We start from the raw sequence: 14,438 nt of genomic DNA on the forward strand, positions 1-14,438 counted from the left end.
CCGCACAGTGGGACGACGGGCCGGCGCACAGGGGTTGCGGACCTTCGGTCGTCACCCCGCTGACCAGGAGGAATTCAGCCTGCGGGGGTCGCTGACCGCAAGGTCCCCTGCCCGGCCCGCCCCCGCCCACACGAAGGTGTGACGTACGCCTCGGCCGGTTCCGGAGGGCCAGGCCGAACGTTCCGGGCGGAAGCGGCGTCGTAGGGGAAACAGCGTGAGGGGGGTGGCCGGTGCTGCGCGGAAGGATCCGGCGCGGCCGGGGGTCGTCGTACGTCGCCACGGACGACGACCCGCTGGACGCGGCGCAGGAACGCCGGGTGCGGGCGGTGCTCGCACTGGGCGGGGTACCACAGGCGGACCTGCCGGACGGGGTGCAGCAGGTCCGCCTGCGGCTGCTGGAACGCGCCGCGAGCGGGCGGGAGGCGCCGCGGGACGTCTCGGCGTGGGCGGCGGTCGTCGCCTCCAACCTCGCCATGGACTGGCACCGGGCCAAGCGCCGCCAGGAGCGGCTGGGCGAGCGCCTCGCCGCGCTCCGTCCGGCGGAGGCGGCCCCTTCCGGCGAGGAGACCAGCCTGCTCTCCCTCGCCGTGGCCCGCGGCCTGGACGAGCTGCCCGACGCGCAGCGCCAGGTGGTCGTGCTGCGCTTCTACGCCGACCTGCCGGTCCGGTCCATCGCCGAGCAGCTCGGCGTCCCGGAGGGCACGGTCAAGAGCAGGCTGCACACGGCGGTACGCGCCCTGCGCACCCGCCTGCACGAGGACGAGGTGGTCTGACATGCCGGCCCACGACGAACACCGGGACCCGCCCCGCGACAACCCCGCCGAGCCCGGCCCCGAGCACGAGACCCCGGAGCACGAAGAACCCACCACGCACGACCACCACGAAGCCGGCAGCCCCGGCGACGGGGAGCCCGGTCGCGGCGGCGACCCTGCGCGCGCGGACCGCGAGGGCGGCAGCCCCGGTGACGAGGGGCCCGGGCAGGGCAGCCGGGAGTCCGGCGGTTCCGCGCCCGCCGGTCGCGGCGGCGGTGACCTCGTGCGCGAGGACGACGAGGGTGACAGTCCCGGCGGCGGGGCTCCTGGGCACGGCGGCCGCGTCCACGACGGCGACCCCGTGCGCGAGGGTCGCGACGGCGACGGTCCCGCCCCCGGTGGCATGGACGCGCTGATGGCTGTCCTTCTCGATGAGCCCCTGTCCGCACGGGCGCGGCAGGATCCGGAGGTCGTGGCCGCGCACCGGGCGGCCGTCGTCGACGTCGCCGTGCTGCGGGAGCAACTGGCGTTGATCGGGGACGCTCTCGCCGGGGAGACGGCGGACGGGGAAGGGGCAGGTGCGCCGGCGGGGCGAGGCGGGGCCGGGCGGCTTGCCGGCGGGCCGGGGGCCGGTCCGGAACCGGAGGCCGGGCCCCGCTCCGGGGACGGGCCGCCGGCCGCCCGGCCGGCGGTGAGTCCCTCGGCCGGCGGCCGTCCCGGCACCGTCCGCGGGCGTCCCGGCACCGTCCGCGGCCCCCGCGGACCGCACCGCGGCCGGCGCCGGCCCCTCAAGGCCGCCCTCGGCGCCCTCGTGGCCGCCGCTGCCGCCACCGTCGTCGTCGGTATGGGGTGGCTCGTGACGCAGGCCGGGGGAATGGCCGACTCGGACGCGGGCGGTTCCGCCGCGCGGGCCGACTCCGAGGAGGCGGGAGGGAAGGACGCGGGCGGGGTCGCCTTCGGCAGTCCCCGCTACCTCGCCTGCGCCCGCCTCGTCGCCGAGGGCGCCGTGCTGACGGTGGACCCGGTGCCGGGGGCCGGGGCGGAACGCGTCACGCTGAAGGCGAGCCGCTACTACAAGGGCGAGGGCGAGGTCACCTTCCTCCACGACCTCGCCGGTGACGCCCCGCTGCACGAGGGCGACCAGGTGCTGGTCGGTATGCCCGCCGAGGGCGTCCACCCGGACACGGTGGTCGTCGGGGAGGCGGACATCGCACCCGAACGGGTCCGGATCACCGCCTCGCTCCCCGAGTCGCGCACCCTCACCTGCGAATGAGGACGACGGGACGACGAAGGGGCGGGCGTCCTTCGCGGGCGCCCGCCCCTTCGTCGTCCCGCGCGGTCCTACGGATGAAGGTCGTCCCACACCCAGCTGCCCTTTTCTCCGCCGGGCTCCTGCGGCTTGGAGAAGACGGGCTCACCGAGGTCTTCGGGACCCGCACCGCTGGGGGCCGGAGCCGCCTGCCCGGTCTGCGGTGTGGGGACACCGTCCGCGGCCTCGGCGGGAGAGGCCCCGAGGGCGAGGGACAGTACCGCCAGTGCTGTGGCGACCACCATGCCGCCGATGACGGCGCGGACGGCTCGTCCGGTGATGTGCTTCATCCTGTGCCTCTTCTCGTTCCGTCGCCGGTCGGCGATCGTGTGCCCGACACGATCATCCGGCTCGCTCCGGTCGGCGTCAGCAGGATGCGGCTGGCCTCACGAGGACATGGCATCGTCATGCCAGTCGCGGGCCGGGGGCCGCAGGAGCCGGCGTCCATGCAGATAAAGGTCGGCTTCGCAGGTGTCGACAACCCATCCCGGTAGCAGGCCCGGCAGGCTCAGCCACCGGTTCCAGCCGACCCGGGCCCGGACGAGGGCCTCGCTGGGGCCCGGGGCGTCGACGAAGGTCATCCCCACCAGCCGCGTGCCCCACCGGACGAGGGAGACATGGGCGATGCCTGGCTGCGGAGCCAGCCGTGTGTAGCGGGCGATCGCCTTGAGCCGCCGGTCGCCGGGCATGTCGGCCGGCGGGCCGGAGGGATCGGGAGAAGCGGGTGCGGACGGGAACAGGAGGACGACCTTGACTGCGTACACCAGCCCGACCCTAGGCACTGTACGACGGCAAGGCCGGCGACTGGTGCCTGTCAGCTCCGGGCCATGGCATCGAGAGGCCAGCGCATCGGCTCCGTGCTCACCGGCGACGGGGCCGACACGTGTCAGATCCAGCCGCGCCGAACGGCTTCGGCGCCCGCCTGGAACCGGCTCTGCACCCCGAGACGCCTCTGCAGATCCGCCGTGTTGCGTCGGATCGTGCGCAGCGAGACGCCCATCTTGCGGGCGATGCCCTCGTCGGTCAGACCTATCGCCCACATCTTGAGGAGGGCGGTCTCCCGGTCGCTCGGGGTGTCCTCGGAGTTCTTCTGTGCCGGTGCGCCGAGCGGCACCGCGTTCTCCCAGACCAGGTCGAACAACTCCTCGAGCGCCCGCACCATGCTGGGGTAACGGATGAGCAGGGCGCCCTTGCCGCTGTCGTCGGTGTCTATGGGAATGACCGCTGCCGTACGGTCGCACAGGATCATGCGCATGGGCAGCGTGGGCACGGTACGCGTCTCGGCACCGACGGAAGCGAGCCACGTGGCGTACTCGACGGTCGCGGAGTCGTTGCGGACACTGTCCAGGTAGACGGTCCGCATCCGCACCCCACGCGCGAGGTTCTGTTCGTCCAGCGGTTTGCCCGCCTCCAGGGCGGCGGCGCTGAGCGCCCCGCCGGGCACGAAGGTGCACACCTCGGTCTTGGCGCGGTGCGCGAGTTCCATCAGCCGGACCCGCACCGCTTCCACACCGTCGAGCCGCTCCACACCACTGCCGCCGTGACTCGTCGTGAGCGCGGTGTACTCGGAGGTGAGAGCAGCCAGCGCGGCTCGTTCGCGGGACAACCTGGCTCTCTGCTCGTCCAGTTCGGCTTCCTTGCGCAACAGCTCCGGGGAGAGGACGACGTCGGGGCTGATGGGAACGAACTGGTGGTCGGTGGCTTCGTGAAGCAGCGACAGTTGGGTCAACCGGTCGAACGCCGCACGCACTTCGGCGGTGGTGAGACCGGTCTCCCGGGCGATGTCCTGCAACGTCCAGGACGGATGCAGCAGCAGGGCCCGGTAGACGCCGTGGGCCGGTCCATCGATGCCGAGGGTGTCCAGCACGGTTTTCTCCCGGGAAGGTGATGCTGGTCAGGTCAGGTGAGCCGACGGTACCCGGTTCTGTGTACGAATCCGTCGGGATTCCTGCGTTGACATCCTGCGGCCATGGCCTCCGAGTGCCAGGTGAGAAGCAGTTCGCGGCGGTCCGCGCGGGCCTAATGTCGAAGGCACCGGACGGCGAACGGCGAGTCACGCTGCCGACCGGTTCCCCATTTCCCTTTCACGGTAAGGAAGTTCGGCATGCCCCGGTACTCGACCAAGTCCGTCAGGCGCAAGGCCACCCGTGTCGTGGTGACGGTCGCGGCGGCCACCGCACTGGCCGCGTCCGCTTCGATGCCCGCCCTCGCGGACGAGACGGATCCGGTCGTGGACGAGATCGTCGTCGGCACGGAGCCTCCGGCGGAACCGGAGGAGGAGGACGTCTTCGACGTGCCGGAGGAGGAGGTCACCCAGGAGCCCGGTACCGAGCCGGGCGAGGAACTGGAGCCTCCCCTGCCCAGCAAGCCCACGGACAAGCCCGATGCCGAGTACTGCGATCCGGCCAAGATCTATACACCGAAGACCAAGGGGAGCAAGTACCACAAGGGTGTCGGTCCGACCCTGGCGAACTACAACGGCACCTCACGCACCGCCAAGTCGACGTTCACCTCCGAAGTGACCGGTACCATCGGCGTCAGCGTCACGGCCGGCCTCGCCGTGAGCGTGGACGCGATGCTCGCCAAGATCGAGGGCAAGTACGACGTCAACCTGTCCGCTTCGCTCACCGCCAAGCTCGGCAACAGCATCGCCGTCGACACGCCGTCGAAGACGACGACCAACGCCAAGTACGGCGTCTACCGGCTGAAGAACACCGGCGTCAGCTACCATATCTACAGCAACTGCCAGACGTCGGCCAAGAAGACCATCACCAGCTACTCGCCCATGAAGGTCGGTTGGTACCTGTGGGAGTCCTGAGCAGTCGGCGGCCCGGCCGGGTCGCCGTCCTCGTAGTGGCCTGCCTGGTGACGGCTCTCTGCGGCGGTTGCACGGAGGACGACGTCCATCGGGAGCGGGCGGCCGAGCCGGGCACATCGTCCACACAGTCCGGGAACCCCGCAGACCGGGCCGAGCACGTCTCGGGCGAGACCGTGACCAGGGCGCCACAGGTCGTCGACGGCGAGGTGATCGCATCGTTGGCGGACGCACGGGGGAACCGGACCCTGCCGCTGGACGGCGGTGTGAGGAGCGGGCCGGTGTCCATCGCCGTGAACTGTCAGGGCGAGGGAACGCTGACGGTCGAGCTGAAGCCCGTCGGACTGAGTTTCCCCCTGGAATGCGTCGGCCACGAGGTGAGCAGTACGTACAACCAGATCGCCCTGAAGGAGGCGCGCGAGGAAGCCGTGCTCCAGGTGACCGCCGGGTCCGGTGTTCGTTGGGCGCTGTCCGTCGGGCAATGAGGTGAGCGCGGCATGGCAGTCGTGCCCCCCGCGTCGCACGTGAAGGATGGGGGCACAGGGCGGGCACCCCGGGGGAGTACCCGCCCTGTCCCCTGGATCACGGACGTCGACCGGTGGCCTTCCTGACGATCACCGTGTCCTGGCCGATGGCGCTGCCATGGCTGTTGACCAGCCTGCCCTCGCCGAAGAACCGGCGGTCCGCCGGACCGGCCGACTCGACCAGGACCTCGGCGGAGAGCTTCGCGGAAGCGCTGCCCGCCGGCGCGACCACGGTGGTCTTCACCTGCTGTGCCCGACGGTCGATGTGTCCGGCACGATCGATCTCAGCGGTCCGCCCTCCAGTTTGTCCTCGAGGGAGGCGAAGTCATGGGTCACGACCCACTCGGCGGTGGCCGGGAATGCGGAGATGGAGGACGACGAACTGGCCCGCACCTGCTCCGCGGTACCGGCCGCCGGGTTAACGTCCCCGGATGCGACGGAATCTGAGGGTGGCGGCCTACGCCGTGGTGGTGCGCGACGGACAGTTCCTGCTCGCCCGGTCACCGGGTCCCGGCGGCGTGCCCGAGTGGGTGCTGCCGGGCGGCGGCATGGAGCACGGCGAGGATCCCTACGACACCGTGCGGCGGGAGGTCGAGGAGGAGACCGGCTACCGCATCGAGGTCACCGGACTGCTCGGGGTGAACTCCACCCGCCGCACCTTCCCCGCCCGCTTCGGCCGCTCCGTCGACCACCACGGCGTACGGCTGGTCTACGAGGGCCGGATCACCGGCGGCGAACTGCGCAACGAGATCGGCGGCTCCACCGACCTCGCCGCCTGGCAGCCCCTGGACGCCGTCCCGGACCTGGTCCGCGTCCGCATGGTCGACATCGGGCTGCGGCTGTGGCGGGAGCGTCCGGCGGCGGGGCGGGTGGAGTCCGCGTAAGAAAGGCGCGTGTGCGACCCGGCCGGCGCCCGGAGGACCGCCCCCGGGGAAAGGCCGAAACCCGGTCAACCACCGCGGCCGGCGGCAACCCCGCCGGCCCGTCCGCGGTCCCTCCCCGCGACCATGCCGATGAACAGGGGAGACACGAGCATGCGGATGCGGATGCGGACGACAGCGGTGGCGGCGGTGGCGGTGGCCCTTTCGGCGGCCCTGGCGGTCCCCGCCGTGGCGGCGCCCTCGGACCCCGGGGCCGGAACGGGGAACACCACCGCCACCGGTGACCACCAGGCGACCCGCCGGGCGATGAAGGCCGCGGTCGCCGCGGGCGTGCCCGGTGTGACGGCGACGGCGCGGGACGGGAGGGGCACCTGGGCGGCGACAGCCGGGGTGGGCGACCTCCGCACGGAACGGAAGCGTTCCCCGCAGGACCACTACCGGGTCGGCAGCATCACCAAGACCTTCGTGGCGACGGTGCTGCTGCAACTGGAGGCCGAGGGGAGGCTGTCCCTGGACGACACCGTCGACACCTGGCTGCCCGGCCTGGTGACCGGCAACGGCCACGACGGCACCCGGATCACCCTCAGGCACCTGCTGAACCACACCAGCGGCGTCTTCAACTACACGGCGGACGAGGACTTCGGCCGCACGTACTTCACGAAGGAGGGTGGTTTCCTCGAGCACCGCTACGACACCCTGACCCCGGGGGAACTCGTAGGGATCGCCCTGGCCCACGAGCCGGACTTCGTGCCCGGCACCTCCTGGAACTACTCCAACACCAACTACGTCCTGGCCGGCATGGTGATCGAGAAGGCCACCGGCCGCCCCTACGGCGAGGAGATCCGCCGGCGCGTCATCGACCCCCTGCGCCTGACCGCCACCTCGGTCCCCGGCACCCGCTCCTCCCTGCCCCGCCCCAGCAGCCGCGCCTACTCCAAACTGGCACCGACCGCGACCGGCCCCACGTACGACGTCACGCGCATCAATCCGTCCCTCGCCCACTCGGCGGGCGAGATGATCTCCGACTCCAAGGACCTGAACCGCTTCTACCGCGCCCTGCTGACGGGCCGGCTGCTCCCCCGGGAGCAGTTGAACGAGATGACCACCATGGTGCCCGTGGACGCCACCCACGCCTACGGCCTGGGCCTGATGAGGACCACGCTGAGCTGCGGGGTGGCCGTGTGGGGCCACGGCGGCGGCATCCACGGCTCCGTGTCCGAGGCCGTCACGACGAAGGACGGCCGGCACTCCCTGGCGTTCAACTTCAACGGTGACTGGGCGGGGGACACCGAGGCGGTGATCGAGGCGGAGTTCTGCGGCGACTGACACCCGCGGCCCGGACACACGGGAGGGGCCACCGGGCGACGGCTCCCGGCGGCCCCTCCGGCCCCCTCCTGACGGTGCTGCCCCGGCCCCCTACCGGGGCAGCACCACCACATACGCCGACGGGTCGCGGTCGGCCGAGGCGATCAGCGCCGTACGGACCACCGCCGCCTGCTGCTCCATCGCGTCCCGGAGCCCCCGCGGGGTGATGTGGACGACCGTGATGCCGAGGCGTTCCAGGTGTTCACGCCTGCGGGCGTACTCCGACCACTCGGCCTCGTCGTCGGGCCGCCGGCCCGGACGCGGCGCGCGGGTGTCCAGCTCCACCGCCACCGCGTGCTCCGGCCAGTACGCGTCCACGCCGCCGAGATGGGGTCCGCCCGGCAGCCGCAGGTCGACGTTCCAGCACGGGTCGGGCAGGCCGTGCTCGCGCACCATCCGGTACAGCCGGGACTCCGCCAGCGTCCGCCCCTCGGCCAGCAGCGAGTCCACCGCGTCCACCACGTGCGGCCGGTTCAGCAGCTTCGCGGCGGTCAGTTCGCGCACCACCGCCGCCGGGTCGCAGAAGCCGCCGCGCACCGCCTCCGTGAGCAGCCGGCGTACCGTGTCCGCGTCCTGCAGGCCCGCCACGGCGTCGGCCAGCGCGCGCGGGACCGGGGCCACCGGCAGGCCCGTGACCTGCTCCGGGACGGGCAGCTCGGGGGTGCGGACGATCCGGGCGCAGCCCGTCGAGCGCAGCCGGCGCAGCCGCGGGACCAGGACGTCGAAGGCGTCCAGGGACGGCAGCGGGGGAGCGGACGGGAAGCCGTGCAGGGTCAGCGCGGCCAGCCCGGTGATCATCGCCTCCCCGTAGGCGGACGCGGGAGGGCTCTCCGTACCGGGCTGGACGGGGACGCCCGCGGTCCGCTCCCGTGCCGCGTACATCAGCACCGCGTGCAGCCGCTCCTCGCTGGTCGGCGGGCCGGGGTGGAGCAGGACGACGCCCGGGAGCAGGTGCAGCCAGGGCCCGCCGGGGCGGCACTGCTCGCCGGCCTTCGCGGCCGAGACGCCGTGGGCGCGCAGTTGCGCGTGGGTCAGCACCCGGCGTCCGGCACCGGCGGAGAGGTGGTGCAGGGGGCGGGGGGAGAGCGGGGTGTTGTGGTTCATGCCCGGCAATTTCCCGCCTCCGGGCCGTCTTGGAACCCCTGTTACAGGCTCGTCGACAAATGAGGACAAGGCCGCACTAAAGGACGCGTGTTCGGATACCGAAAACCCCTGGTCCGTTCGGGTACGGACCAGGGGTTACGGGTCTCTTGTAACGGTGACGGAACGGCCGGTCGCGGCACTCAGCGGCCGGCGGCGGCCGCGTCGCAGGCCTGGCCGCGCAGGGCGCGGGCCAGGTCGTCGCGGGACTCCAGGACCAGGCGGCGCAGGGCCGGGGCCGCGTCCTCGTGGGACGTGAGCCACGCGTCCGTCGCGTCCAGCGTCGCCTGCGAGTCCTGGAAGGAGGGGAACAGGCCCCGCACCACGTCCATGCCGATCTGGATCGACCGCTCGGTCCACACCCGCTCGATCGCCGCGAAGTACTTCTCCGTGTACGGCGCGAGCAGCTCCCGCTGGGACGCCTGCGCGAAGCCCGAGATGGTGGCCTCCACCAGCGCGTTGGACAGCGCGTCCGACTCCACGACCTGCTCCCAGCACCGCGCCTTGACCGCCGCCGACGGGCGGGCGGCCAGACAGCGCACGTGGTGCCGCTTGCCGGACGCGGTGTCGTCGCGGGCCAGCTCCTCGTCCAGCCGCTTCTCGTCCGCCACGCCGTGCGCGGCCAGCGGCTCCAGGAACGCCCAGCGCAGCTCCTGGTCGACCTCCAGGCCCGGCAGGGTCACCGTGCCGTCGAGCAGCGCGGTCAGCAGCTCGAAGGCGGCCGGTACATCGGCCACGCGCGCGAAGAACCGCGCCCACGCGAGCTGGTGCTCGCTGCCCGCATCGGGGGAGTACATCCGGATGGAGGCGATCTGGCAGAGCTCCCGCCCGGCCTCCGCCCGCCGCTCGGCCGCGGTGTAGTGCACCGCCGCCGACTCCGCCCACGCGTGCAGCATCTGCAGCACGCCGATGTCCGTCTCCTGGCCCGCGAACTTCACCACCAGGCCGATGAACTCCCGGGCCGGCAGCAGCGCGTCCCGCGTCATGTTCCACAGCGCCGACCAGCACAGGGCGCGCGCCAGCGGGTCGGTCATGTAGCCGAGGCTGCGCCGCAGCGCCGCCAGCGAGGTCTCGTCGAACCGGGTCTTGCAGTACGTCAGGTCGTCGTCGTTGACCAGCACCAGGTCCGGTGCTTCGGCGCCCGCCAGCTCCGCCACGACCGTACGCGCGCCCTCGACGTCCGTCTCGGTCTGCGCGTACCGCTCCAGCGCCGGCAGCCCCCCGGCGTCCTCGGTGCGCCGGTACAGGCCCACCGCGACCCGGTGCGGGCGCAGTTCGGGGTGCGACTCGGCGGCCTCCTGCACGATCGCCAGCTCGTCGACCCGACCGTCCTCACGCAACAGCACCTGCGGGGTGAGGGAGTTGACGCCGGCCGTCTGCAGCCAGGCCCGCGACCAGGCGGCCATGTCCCGCCCGCTGGTCTCCTCAAGGACCGACAGCAGATCACCGAGCCGGGTGTTGCCGTACGCGTGCCGCTTGAAGTAGCGCCGGGCGCCCTCCAGGAACGCGTCCTGACCGACGTACGCCACCAGCTGCTTGAGAACCGAGGCGCCCTTCGCGTAGGTGATGCCGTCGAAGTTGAGCTTGGCGTCCTGGAGGTCGCGGATGTCGGCGGTGACCGGGTGCGTGGAGGGGAGCTGGTCCGCGCGGTACGCCCACGCCTTGCGGCGGTTGGCGAAGGTGATCCAGCCGTCGGTGAAGCGGGTCGCGCCGACCAGCGAGAACGCGCCCATGAAGTCCGCGAAGGACTCCTTCAGCCACAGGTCGTCCCACCACTCCATGGTGACCAGGTCGCCGAACCACATGTGCGCCATCTCGTGCAGGATGACGTTGGCCCGGCCCTCGTACGACGCCCGCGTCACCTTGCCCCGGAAGATGAACTCCTCCCGGAAGGTCACCATCCCCGGGTTCTCCATCGCGCCCAGGTTGTACTCGGGCACGAACGCCTGGTCGTACTTGCCGAACGGGTACGGGTAGTCGAAGTGGTCGTGGAAGAAGTCCAGGCCCTGCTTGGTCACCAGGAACACGTCGTCGGCGTCGAAGTGCGGGGCGAGCCCCTTGCGGCACATCGCGCCGAGCGGGATCTCCAGCCGCGTACCGTCCTCGAAGACCCGCTCGTAGGAGTCGGTCACGTAGTGGTACGGGCCGGCCACCACGCACGTGATGTACGTCGAGATCGGCTTGGTCTCCGCGAACCGCCACACCCCGTCGGTGAGTTCACCGGCCCCGTTGCTCCACACCGTCCAGCCCTCGGGCGCGCGCACCTCGAAGCGGTAGGGCGCCTTGAGGTCGGGCTGCTCGAAACCCGCGAAGACGCGACGGGAGTCGGCCGGCTCGTACTGGGTGTACAGGTACACCTCGCCGTCCTCGGGGTCGACGAAGCGGTGCATGCCCTCGCCGGTGCGGGAGTAGGCGCACCGCGCGTCGACGACGAGCTCGTTCTCGGCGGCCAGGTCCTCCAGCAGGATCCGCGAGCCGTCGAAGACCTGGCCGGGGTCGAGGTCCCGCCCGTTGAGGGAGACGGCCGTCACGGCCGGCGCGATCAGGTCCGCGAAGCTGCTCGCGCCCGGCTCGGCGCAGCGGAACCGGACGGTGGTGACGGAGCGGAAGGTGCGCGGCCCCCCGCCGCTGTGCTCGCCGACCGCCGAGCGCAGGTCCAGGGACACCTCGTACCCGTCGACGGACAGCAGGGCTGCCCGCTCCCGGGCCTCGTCGCGGGTCAGATTCTCACCGGGCACGGGCGGACTCCTCAGGCGTCGTCGACAGGGATGATCAGGACCGATCCTGCCATGTGCTCCTGACCCGGGGCGGGCGGGAATGGCCGGGATCCCTCACGCTGTTTCCGGAGAGGACCTTTTCCTTCTCTGAGGAGCGACATGCCGGACAAGACGACCGCCACGCCCGTCGACTTCTGGTTCGACCCGCTGTGCCCCTGGGCCTGGATGACCTCCCGCTGGGTGCGGGAGGTGGAGAAGGTGCGGGACATCGAGATCCGCTGGCACCTGATGAGCCTCGCCGTCCTCAACGAGGACAAGCTCGACGAGCTCCCCGCCGAGTACCGCGAGATGCTCGAGGTCAAGGCCTGGGGCCCGGTCCGGGTGGTCATCGCGGCCCAGCAGGAGCACGGCGCGGAGGTGCTCGGCGACCTCTACACCGCGCTCGGCACCCGCATCCACAACCAGGACCAGGGCCCGGGCAGGGAGACGGTCGCCGCCGCCCTGAAGGACGTCGGCCTGCCCGAGTCCCTCATGGAGCACTGGGACTCCACCCCCTACGAGCCCGAGCTGCGCGCCTCCCACAAGGAGGGCATCGAGAAGGTGGGCCAGGAGGTCGGCACCCCGGTCATCGCGGTCCCCGGACCCGACGGCGAGGAGATCGCCTTCTTCGGCCCGGTCGTCACCCCGGCGCCCAAGGGCGACGAGGCCGCCCGCCTGTGGGACGGCACCCTCGCGGTGGCCTCGGTCCCCGGCTTCTACGAGATCAAGCGCACCCGGACGAAGGGGCCGGACTTCAGCAACCTGTGACGGTCAGTCGATCACGGGCACTTTGATCGGCGCGGCGAAGGGCTTCTTGTTGAAGCCCGTGCGCAGGTTGCGGCACTGCTTGCCGGTGTCGGGGTCGAGCACGTTCACACAGAGCCAGAACTCGCCGACCCCGGACCGGCCGAGCCGTTCCTTGAGCCAGTCCTCCTCCTTCCTGGTGAGCTGACGGTGTTGCTGGTCCCCGTCGCAGGTCCAGCAGTAGTCCCTCATCGTCCTCTGTGTCGCCATTGCGCCACCATGACCCGGATCGCCGCATACCGGAAGCCCCCGCGAGTCCTGTCCTCGCGGGGGCTTCCTCTTTTCCGCCTGCCGGGTGAACGGTGAGAAGACGGTCACGAGGCAGGACGCTTATTGCACATTACTTGCAACTACACGCTAACAGCGGAAAGGGTCGTCCGTGAGCCCCCGGTACGCGAAACGGCCCCCGCGTGGTCACGCGAGGGCCGTCGGGGCGGGCGTCAGTCCCGGGCGCGCGTCCGCTGCCAGGCGTATCCCCCGGCCGCCAGGAGCAGCGTCATGGCGCCCGTCGAGTAGAGCTGCACCCGCGTGTCCGGCTCCCGGGCCATGAGGACGAAGACCGCCGCCATGCCGGCCAGCGCCAGCCGGGTCAGCCACGGGAAGGCCCACATCCGCACCGTGAGCCGCTCCGGCGCCTCGCGCTCCAGCCGGCGGCGCAGCCGCAGCTGGGAGACGGCGATGAAGATCCAGACGACCAGGATCACCGCGCCGATGGTGTTCAGCAGCCAGGCGAAGACGTCGTCCGGCCGCCAGTGGCTCAGCAGCACGCACAGGAAGCCGAAGGCCGAGGAGGCCAGTACGGCGATCCGCGGCACCCCGCCCGACACCCGGCCGAGCGCCTTCGGGCCGTGTCCGCGCCCGACCAGCGAGTAGCCGATGCGCGAGGCGCCGTAGATGTTGGCGTTCATCGCGGACAGCAGCGCCACCAGGATCACGACGTTCATCACCTGGTCGGCGCCCGGGATGCCGAGGCGGTCCAGGGCGGCGACGTACGGGCCGTCCTCGACCACCGCCGGGGAGTCCCACGGGACCAGGGTGACGACGACCGCCATCGAGCCGATGTAGAACAGCGCGATCCGCCACATCGCCGTACGGACCGCGCCCGCCACGCCCCTGACCGGGTCCCGCGACTCGGCCGCCGCGATGGTCACCGTCTCCAGACCGCCGTACGCGAAGACGGAGGCGAGCAGTCCGATCACCAGGCCCTCGCCGCCGTGGGGGAGGAAGTCGGTGAGGTGGGAGGTGCCCGGGGAGTCCGTGCCCGGCAGCACACCGGCGATCGCCAGCCCGCCGAGCACCAGGAACAGGGAGATCACGCCGACCTTGAGGGCCGCGAACCAGAACTCGAACTCGCCGAAGTTCTTCACCGCCGCGAGGTTCGTCCCGCAGAACACCACCATGAACAGCGCCACCCACGCCCACGCGGGCGTGCCCGGCAGCCAGCCGGTGACGATCGTCGCGGCGCCGATGCCCTCCAGGCCGACCGCCGTGCACAGCAGCACCCAGAAGGACCAGCCCACGGTGAACCCCGCCCAGGGCCCGAACGCCCGCTCGGCGTGCGCGGAGAAGGAGCCCGACGACGGGTACGCGGCCGACATCTCGCCCAGCATCCGCATCACCAGCATCACCAGAAGACCGGAGAGGGTGTAGGCGACGACGACGGACGGACCGGCGGCGGCGATGGCCGTCCCGGAGCCGACGAACAGCCCGGCGCCGATCACCCCGCCGAGGGCGATCATCGACAGATGGCGTTGTTTCAGGCCGTGCGAGAGGGGGACGCCGTCCGCCTTCGGGGGCGTCTCGACAGTGGTGCGGGGCATGGGCGTGACTCGTCCAATGCGGGAGACGGCAAAACGTCCCCCAGTCTGGTCGGCCTCCCCGCGCGCACGGGGAGGCCGACCGGCATGTGGACACGTGTCATGCGGAGGGTGATATTCCGGTTACTTGGCGGTCGTCGCGCGGTGCGGGACGCCGCACGGCCCGTTTGGTGGGTCCCTACAGCCGCCCTACCACCCGGAGGTGTCGACGAAACCACCTCACCTCAGTGACCGGCGTCACCCCACGCCCCTCATCGCCCCGCCCTTTGTCAGGA

At 71.9% G+C, this 14,438-nt stretch carries 15 protein-coding genes; 7 read left to right on the forward strand and 8 right to left on the reverse strand.

Annotated features, from left to right (window positions below; genetic code table 11):
• Positions 1-230: 230 nt before the first annotated feature.
• Together ACF1DX_RS01800 and ACF1DX_RS01805 are read left to right on the forward strand one after the other, a co-directional pair.
• Positions 231-773: a sigma-70 family RNA polymerase sigma factor gene (locus tag ACF1DX_RS01800; protein ID WP_030858072.1), complete on the forward strand. Its 543-nt coding sequence runs from the start codon at positions 231-233 to the stop codon at positions 771-773.
• 1 nt (position 774) lies between these two features.
• Positions 775-2,025: a hypothetical protein gene (locus tag ACF1DX_RS01805; RefSeq protein ID WP_391789276.1), complete on the forward strand. Its 1,251-nt coding sequence runs from the start codon at positions 775-777 to the stop codon at positions 2,023-2,025.
• A gap of 68 nt (positions 2,026-2,093) precedes the next feature.
• Here the strand turns inward: ACF1DX_RS01805 and ACF1DX_RS01810 are convergent, their stop codons facing one another.
• From ACF1DX_RS01810 to ACF1DX_RS01820, 3 genes are all read right to left on the reverse strand, one after another.
• On the reverse strand, positions 2,094-2,351 hold the full coding sequence (locus ACF1DX_RS01810) for a hypothetical protein (RefSeq protein WP_391789277.1): 258 nt from the start codon (positions 2,349-2,351) through the stop codon (positions 2,094-2,096).
• Between the two features lie 96 nt (positions 2,352-2,447).
• The gene (locus ACF1DX_RS01815) at positions 2,448-2,825 is read right to left on the reverse strand and encodes a hypothetical protein (RefSeq protein ID WP_391789278.1); all 378 of its coding nucleotides are present in this window, start codon (positions 2,823-2,825) and stop codon (positions 2,448-2,450) included.
• 122 nt (positions 2,826-2,947) lie between these two features.
• Positions 2,948-3,928: a LuxR C-terminal-related transcriptional regulator gene (locus ACF1DX_RS01820; protein WP_391789279.1), complete on the reverse strand. Its 981-nt coding sequence runs from the start codon at positions 3,926-3,928 to the stop codon at positions 2,948-2,950.
• Positions 3,929-4,165: 237 nt separating this feature from the next.
• Between ACF1DX_RS01820 and ACF1DX_RS01825 the strand changes: the two genes are divergently transcribed.
• Together ACF1DX_RS01825 and ACF1DX_RS01830 are read left to right on the forward strand one after the other, a co-directional pair.
• A complete protein-coding gene (locus ACF1DX_RS01825) occupies positions 4,166-4,879 on the forward strand; it encodes a hypothetical protein (protein ID WP_391789280.1) in 714 nt (237 codons plus the stop codon).
• A gap of 173 nt (positions 4,880-5,052) precedes the next feature.
• A complete protein-coding gene (locus ACF1DX_RS01830) occupies positions 5,053-5,361 on the forward strand; it encodes a hypothetical protein (RefSeq protein WP_391789281.1) in 309 nt (102 codons plus the stop codon).
• Positions 5,362-5,458: 97 nt separating this feature from the next.
• Here ACF1DX_RS01830 and ACF1DX_RS01835 read toward each other — a convergent pair whose 3' ends face one another.
• Positions 5,459-5,644 carry a hypothetical protein gene (locus ACF1DX_RS01835; RefSeq protein WP_391789282.1) on the reverse strand — a complete coding sequence of 62 codons (186 nt, stop codon included), beginning with the start codon at positions 5,642-5,644 and terminating at the stop codon, positions 5,459-5,461.
• A 187-nt stretch (positions 5,645-5,831) separates the two neighbouring features.
• Between ACF1DX_RS01835 and ACF1DX_RS01840 the strand changes: the two genes are divergently transcribed.
• Positions 5,832-6,284, forward strand: a complete 453-nt coding sequence (locus ACF1DX_RS01840; protein ID WP_199822052.1) for an NUDIX hydrolase — start codon at positions 5,832-5,834, stop codon at positions 6,282-6,284.
• A gap of 150 nt (positions 6,285-6,434) precedes the next feature.
• Complete coding sequence (locus ACF1DX_RS01845; protein ID WP_391789723.1) at positions 6,435-7,607, forward strand: serine hydrolase domain-containing protein; 1,173 nt, start codon at positions 6,435-6,437, stop codon at positions 7,605-7,607.
• 90 nt (positions 7,608-7,697) lie between these two features.
• Here ACF1DX_RS01845 and ACF1DX_RS01850 read toward each other — a convergent pair whose 3' ends face one another.
• Positions 7,698-8,750, reverse strand: coding sequence for a hypothetical protein (locus ACF1DX_RS01850; protein WP_391789283.1), 1,053 nt, complete (start codon positions 8,748-8,750; stop codon positions 7,698-7,700).
• A gap of 179 nt (positions 8,751-8,929) precedes the next feature.
• Complete coding sequence (gene pepN, locus ACF1DX_RS01855) at positions 8,930-11,524, reverse strand: aminopeptidase N (RefSeq protein ID WP_391789284.1); 2,595 nt, start codon at positions 11,522-11,524, stop codon at positions 8,930-8,932.
• A gap of 138 nt (positions 11,525-11,662) precedes the next feature.
• Between pepN and ACF1DX_RS01860 the strand changes: the two genes are divergently transcribed.
• Positions 11,663-12,310 (forward strand): DsbA family protein, encoded by a 648-nt coding sequence (locus ACF1DX_RS01860; RefSeq protein ID WP_391789285.1) that lies wholly within the window; start codon positions 11,663-11,665, stop codon positions 12,308-12,310.
• A 3-nt stretch (positions 12,311-12,313) separates the two neighbouring features.
• Here the strand turns inward: ACF1DX_RS01860 and ACF1DX_RS01865 are convergent, their stop codons facing one another.
• Together ACF1DX_RS01865 and ACF1DX_RS01870 are read right to left on the reverse strand one after the other, a co-directional pair.
• Positions 12,314-12,556 (reverse strand): hypothetical protein, encoded by a 243-nt coding sequence (locus ACF1DX_RS01865; RefSeq protein WP_391789286.1) that lies wholly within the window; start codon positions 12,554-12,556, stop codon positions 12,314-12,316.
• 230 nt (positions 12,557-12,786) lie between these two features.
• Positions 12,787-14,166 (reverse strand): amino acid permease, encoded by a 1,380-nt coding sequence (locus ACF1DX_RS01870; RefSeq protein WP_391789287.1) that lies wholly within the window; start codon positions 14,164-14,166, stop codon positions 12,787-12,789.
• Positions 14,167-14,438 lie beyond the last annotated feature (272 nt).

This window comes from Streptomyces sp. NPDC014676 (assembly GCF_043084105.1).
In the GTDB taxonomy this organism is placed as follows: Bacteria; Actinomycetota; Actinomycetes; order Streptomycetales; family Streptomycetaceae; genus Streptomyces.

Bases quoted from the DNA above. Each gene is read 5' to 3' on its own strand.
- ACF1DX_RS01840 (WP_199822052.1), top strand. From the start codon at position 5,832: ATGCGACGGAATCTGAGGGTGGCGGCCTACGCCGTGGTGGTGCGCGAC.
- ACF1DX_RS01845 (WP_391789723.1), top strand. From the start codon at position 6,435: ATGCGGATGCGGATGCGGACGACAGCGGTGGCGGCGGTGGCGGTGGCC.
- ACF1DX_RS01870 (WP_391789287.1), bottom strand. From the start codon at position 14,166: ATGCCCCGCACCACTGTCGAGACGCCCCCGAAGGCGGACGGCGTCCCC.
- ACF1DX_RS01865 (WP_391789286.1), bottom strand. From the start codon at position 12,556: ATGGCGACACAGAGGACGATGAGGGACTACTGCTGGACCTGCGACGGG.
- ACF1DX_RS01850 (WP_391789283.1), bottom strand. From the start codon at position 8,750: ATGAACCACAACACCCCGCTCTCCCCCCGCCCCCTGCACCACCTCTCC.
- ACF1DX_RS01825 (WP_391789280.1), top strand. From the start codon at position 4,166: ATGCCCCGGTACTCGACCAAGTCCGTCAGGCGCAAGGCCACCCGTGTC.
- ACF1DX_RS01805 (WP_391789276.1), top strand. From the start codon at position 775: ATGCCGGCCCACGACGAACACCGGGACCCGCCCCGCGACAACCCCGCC.
- ACF1DX_RS01810 (WP_391789277.1), bottom strand. From the start codon at position 2,351: ATGAAGCACATCACCGGACGAGCCGTCCGCGCCGTCATCGGCGGCATG.
- ACF1DX_RS01860 (WP_391789285.1), top strand. From the start codon at position 11,663: ATGCCGGACAAGACGACCGCCACGCCCGTCGACTTCTGGTTCGACCCG.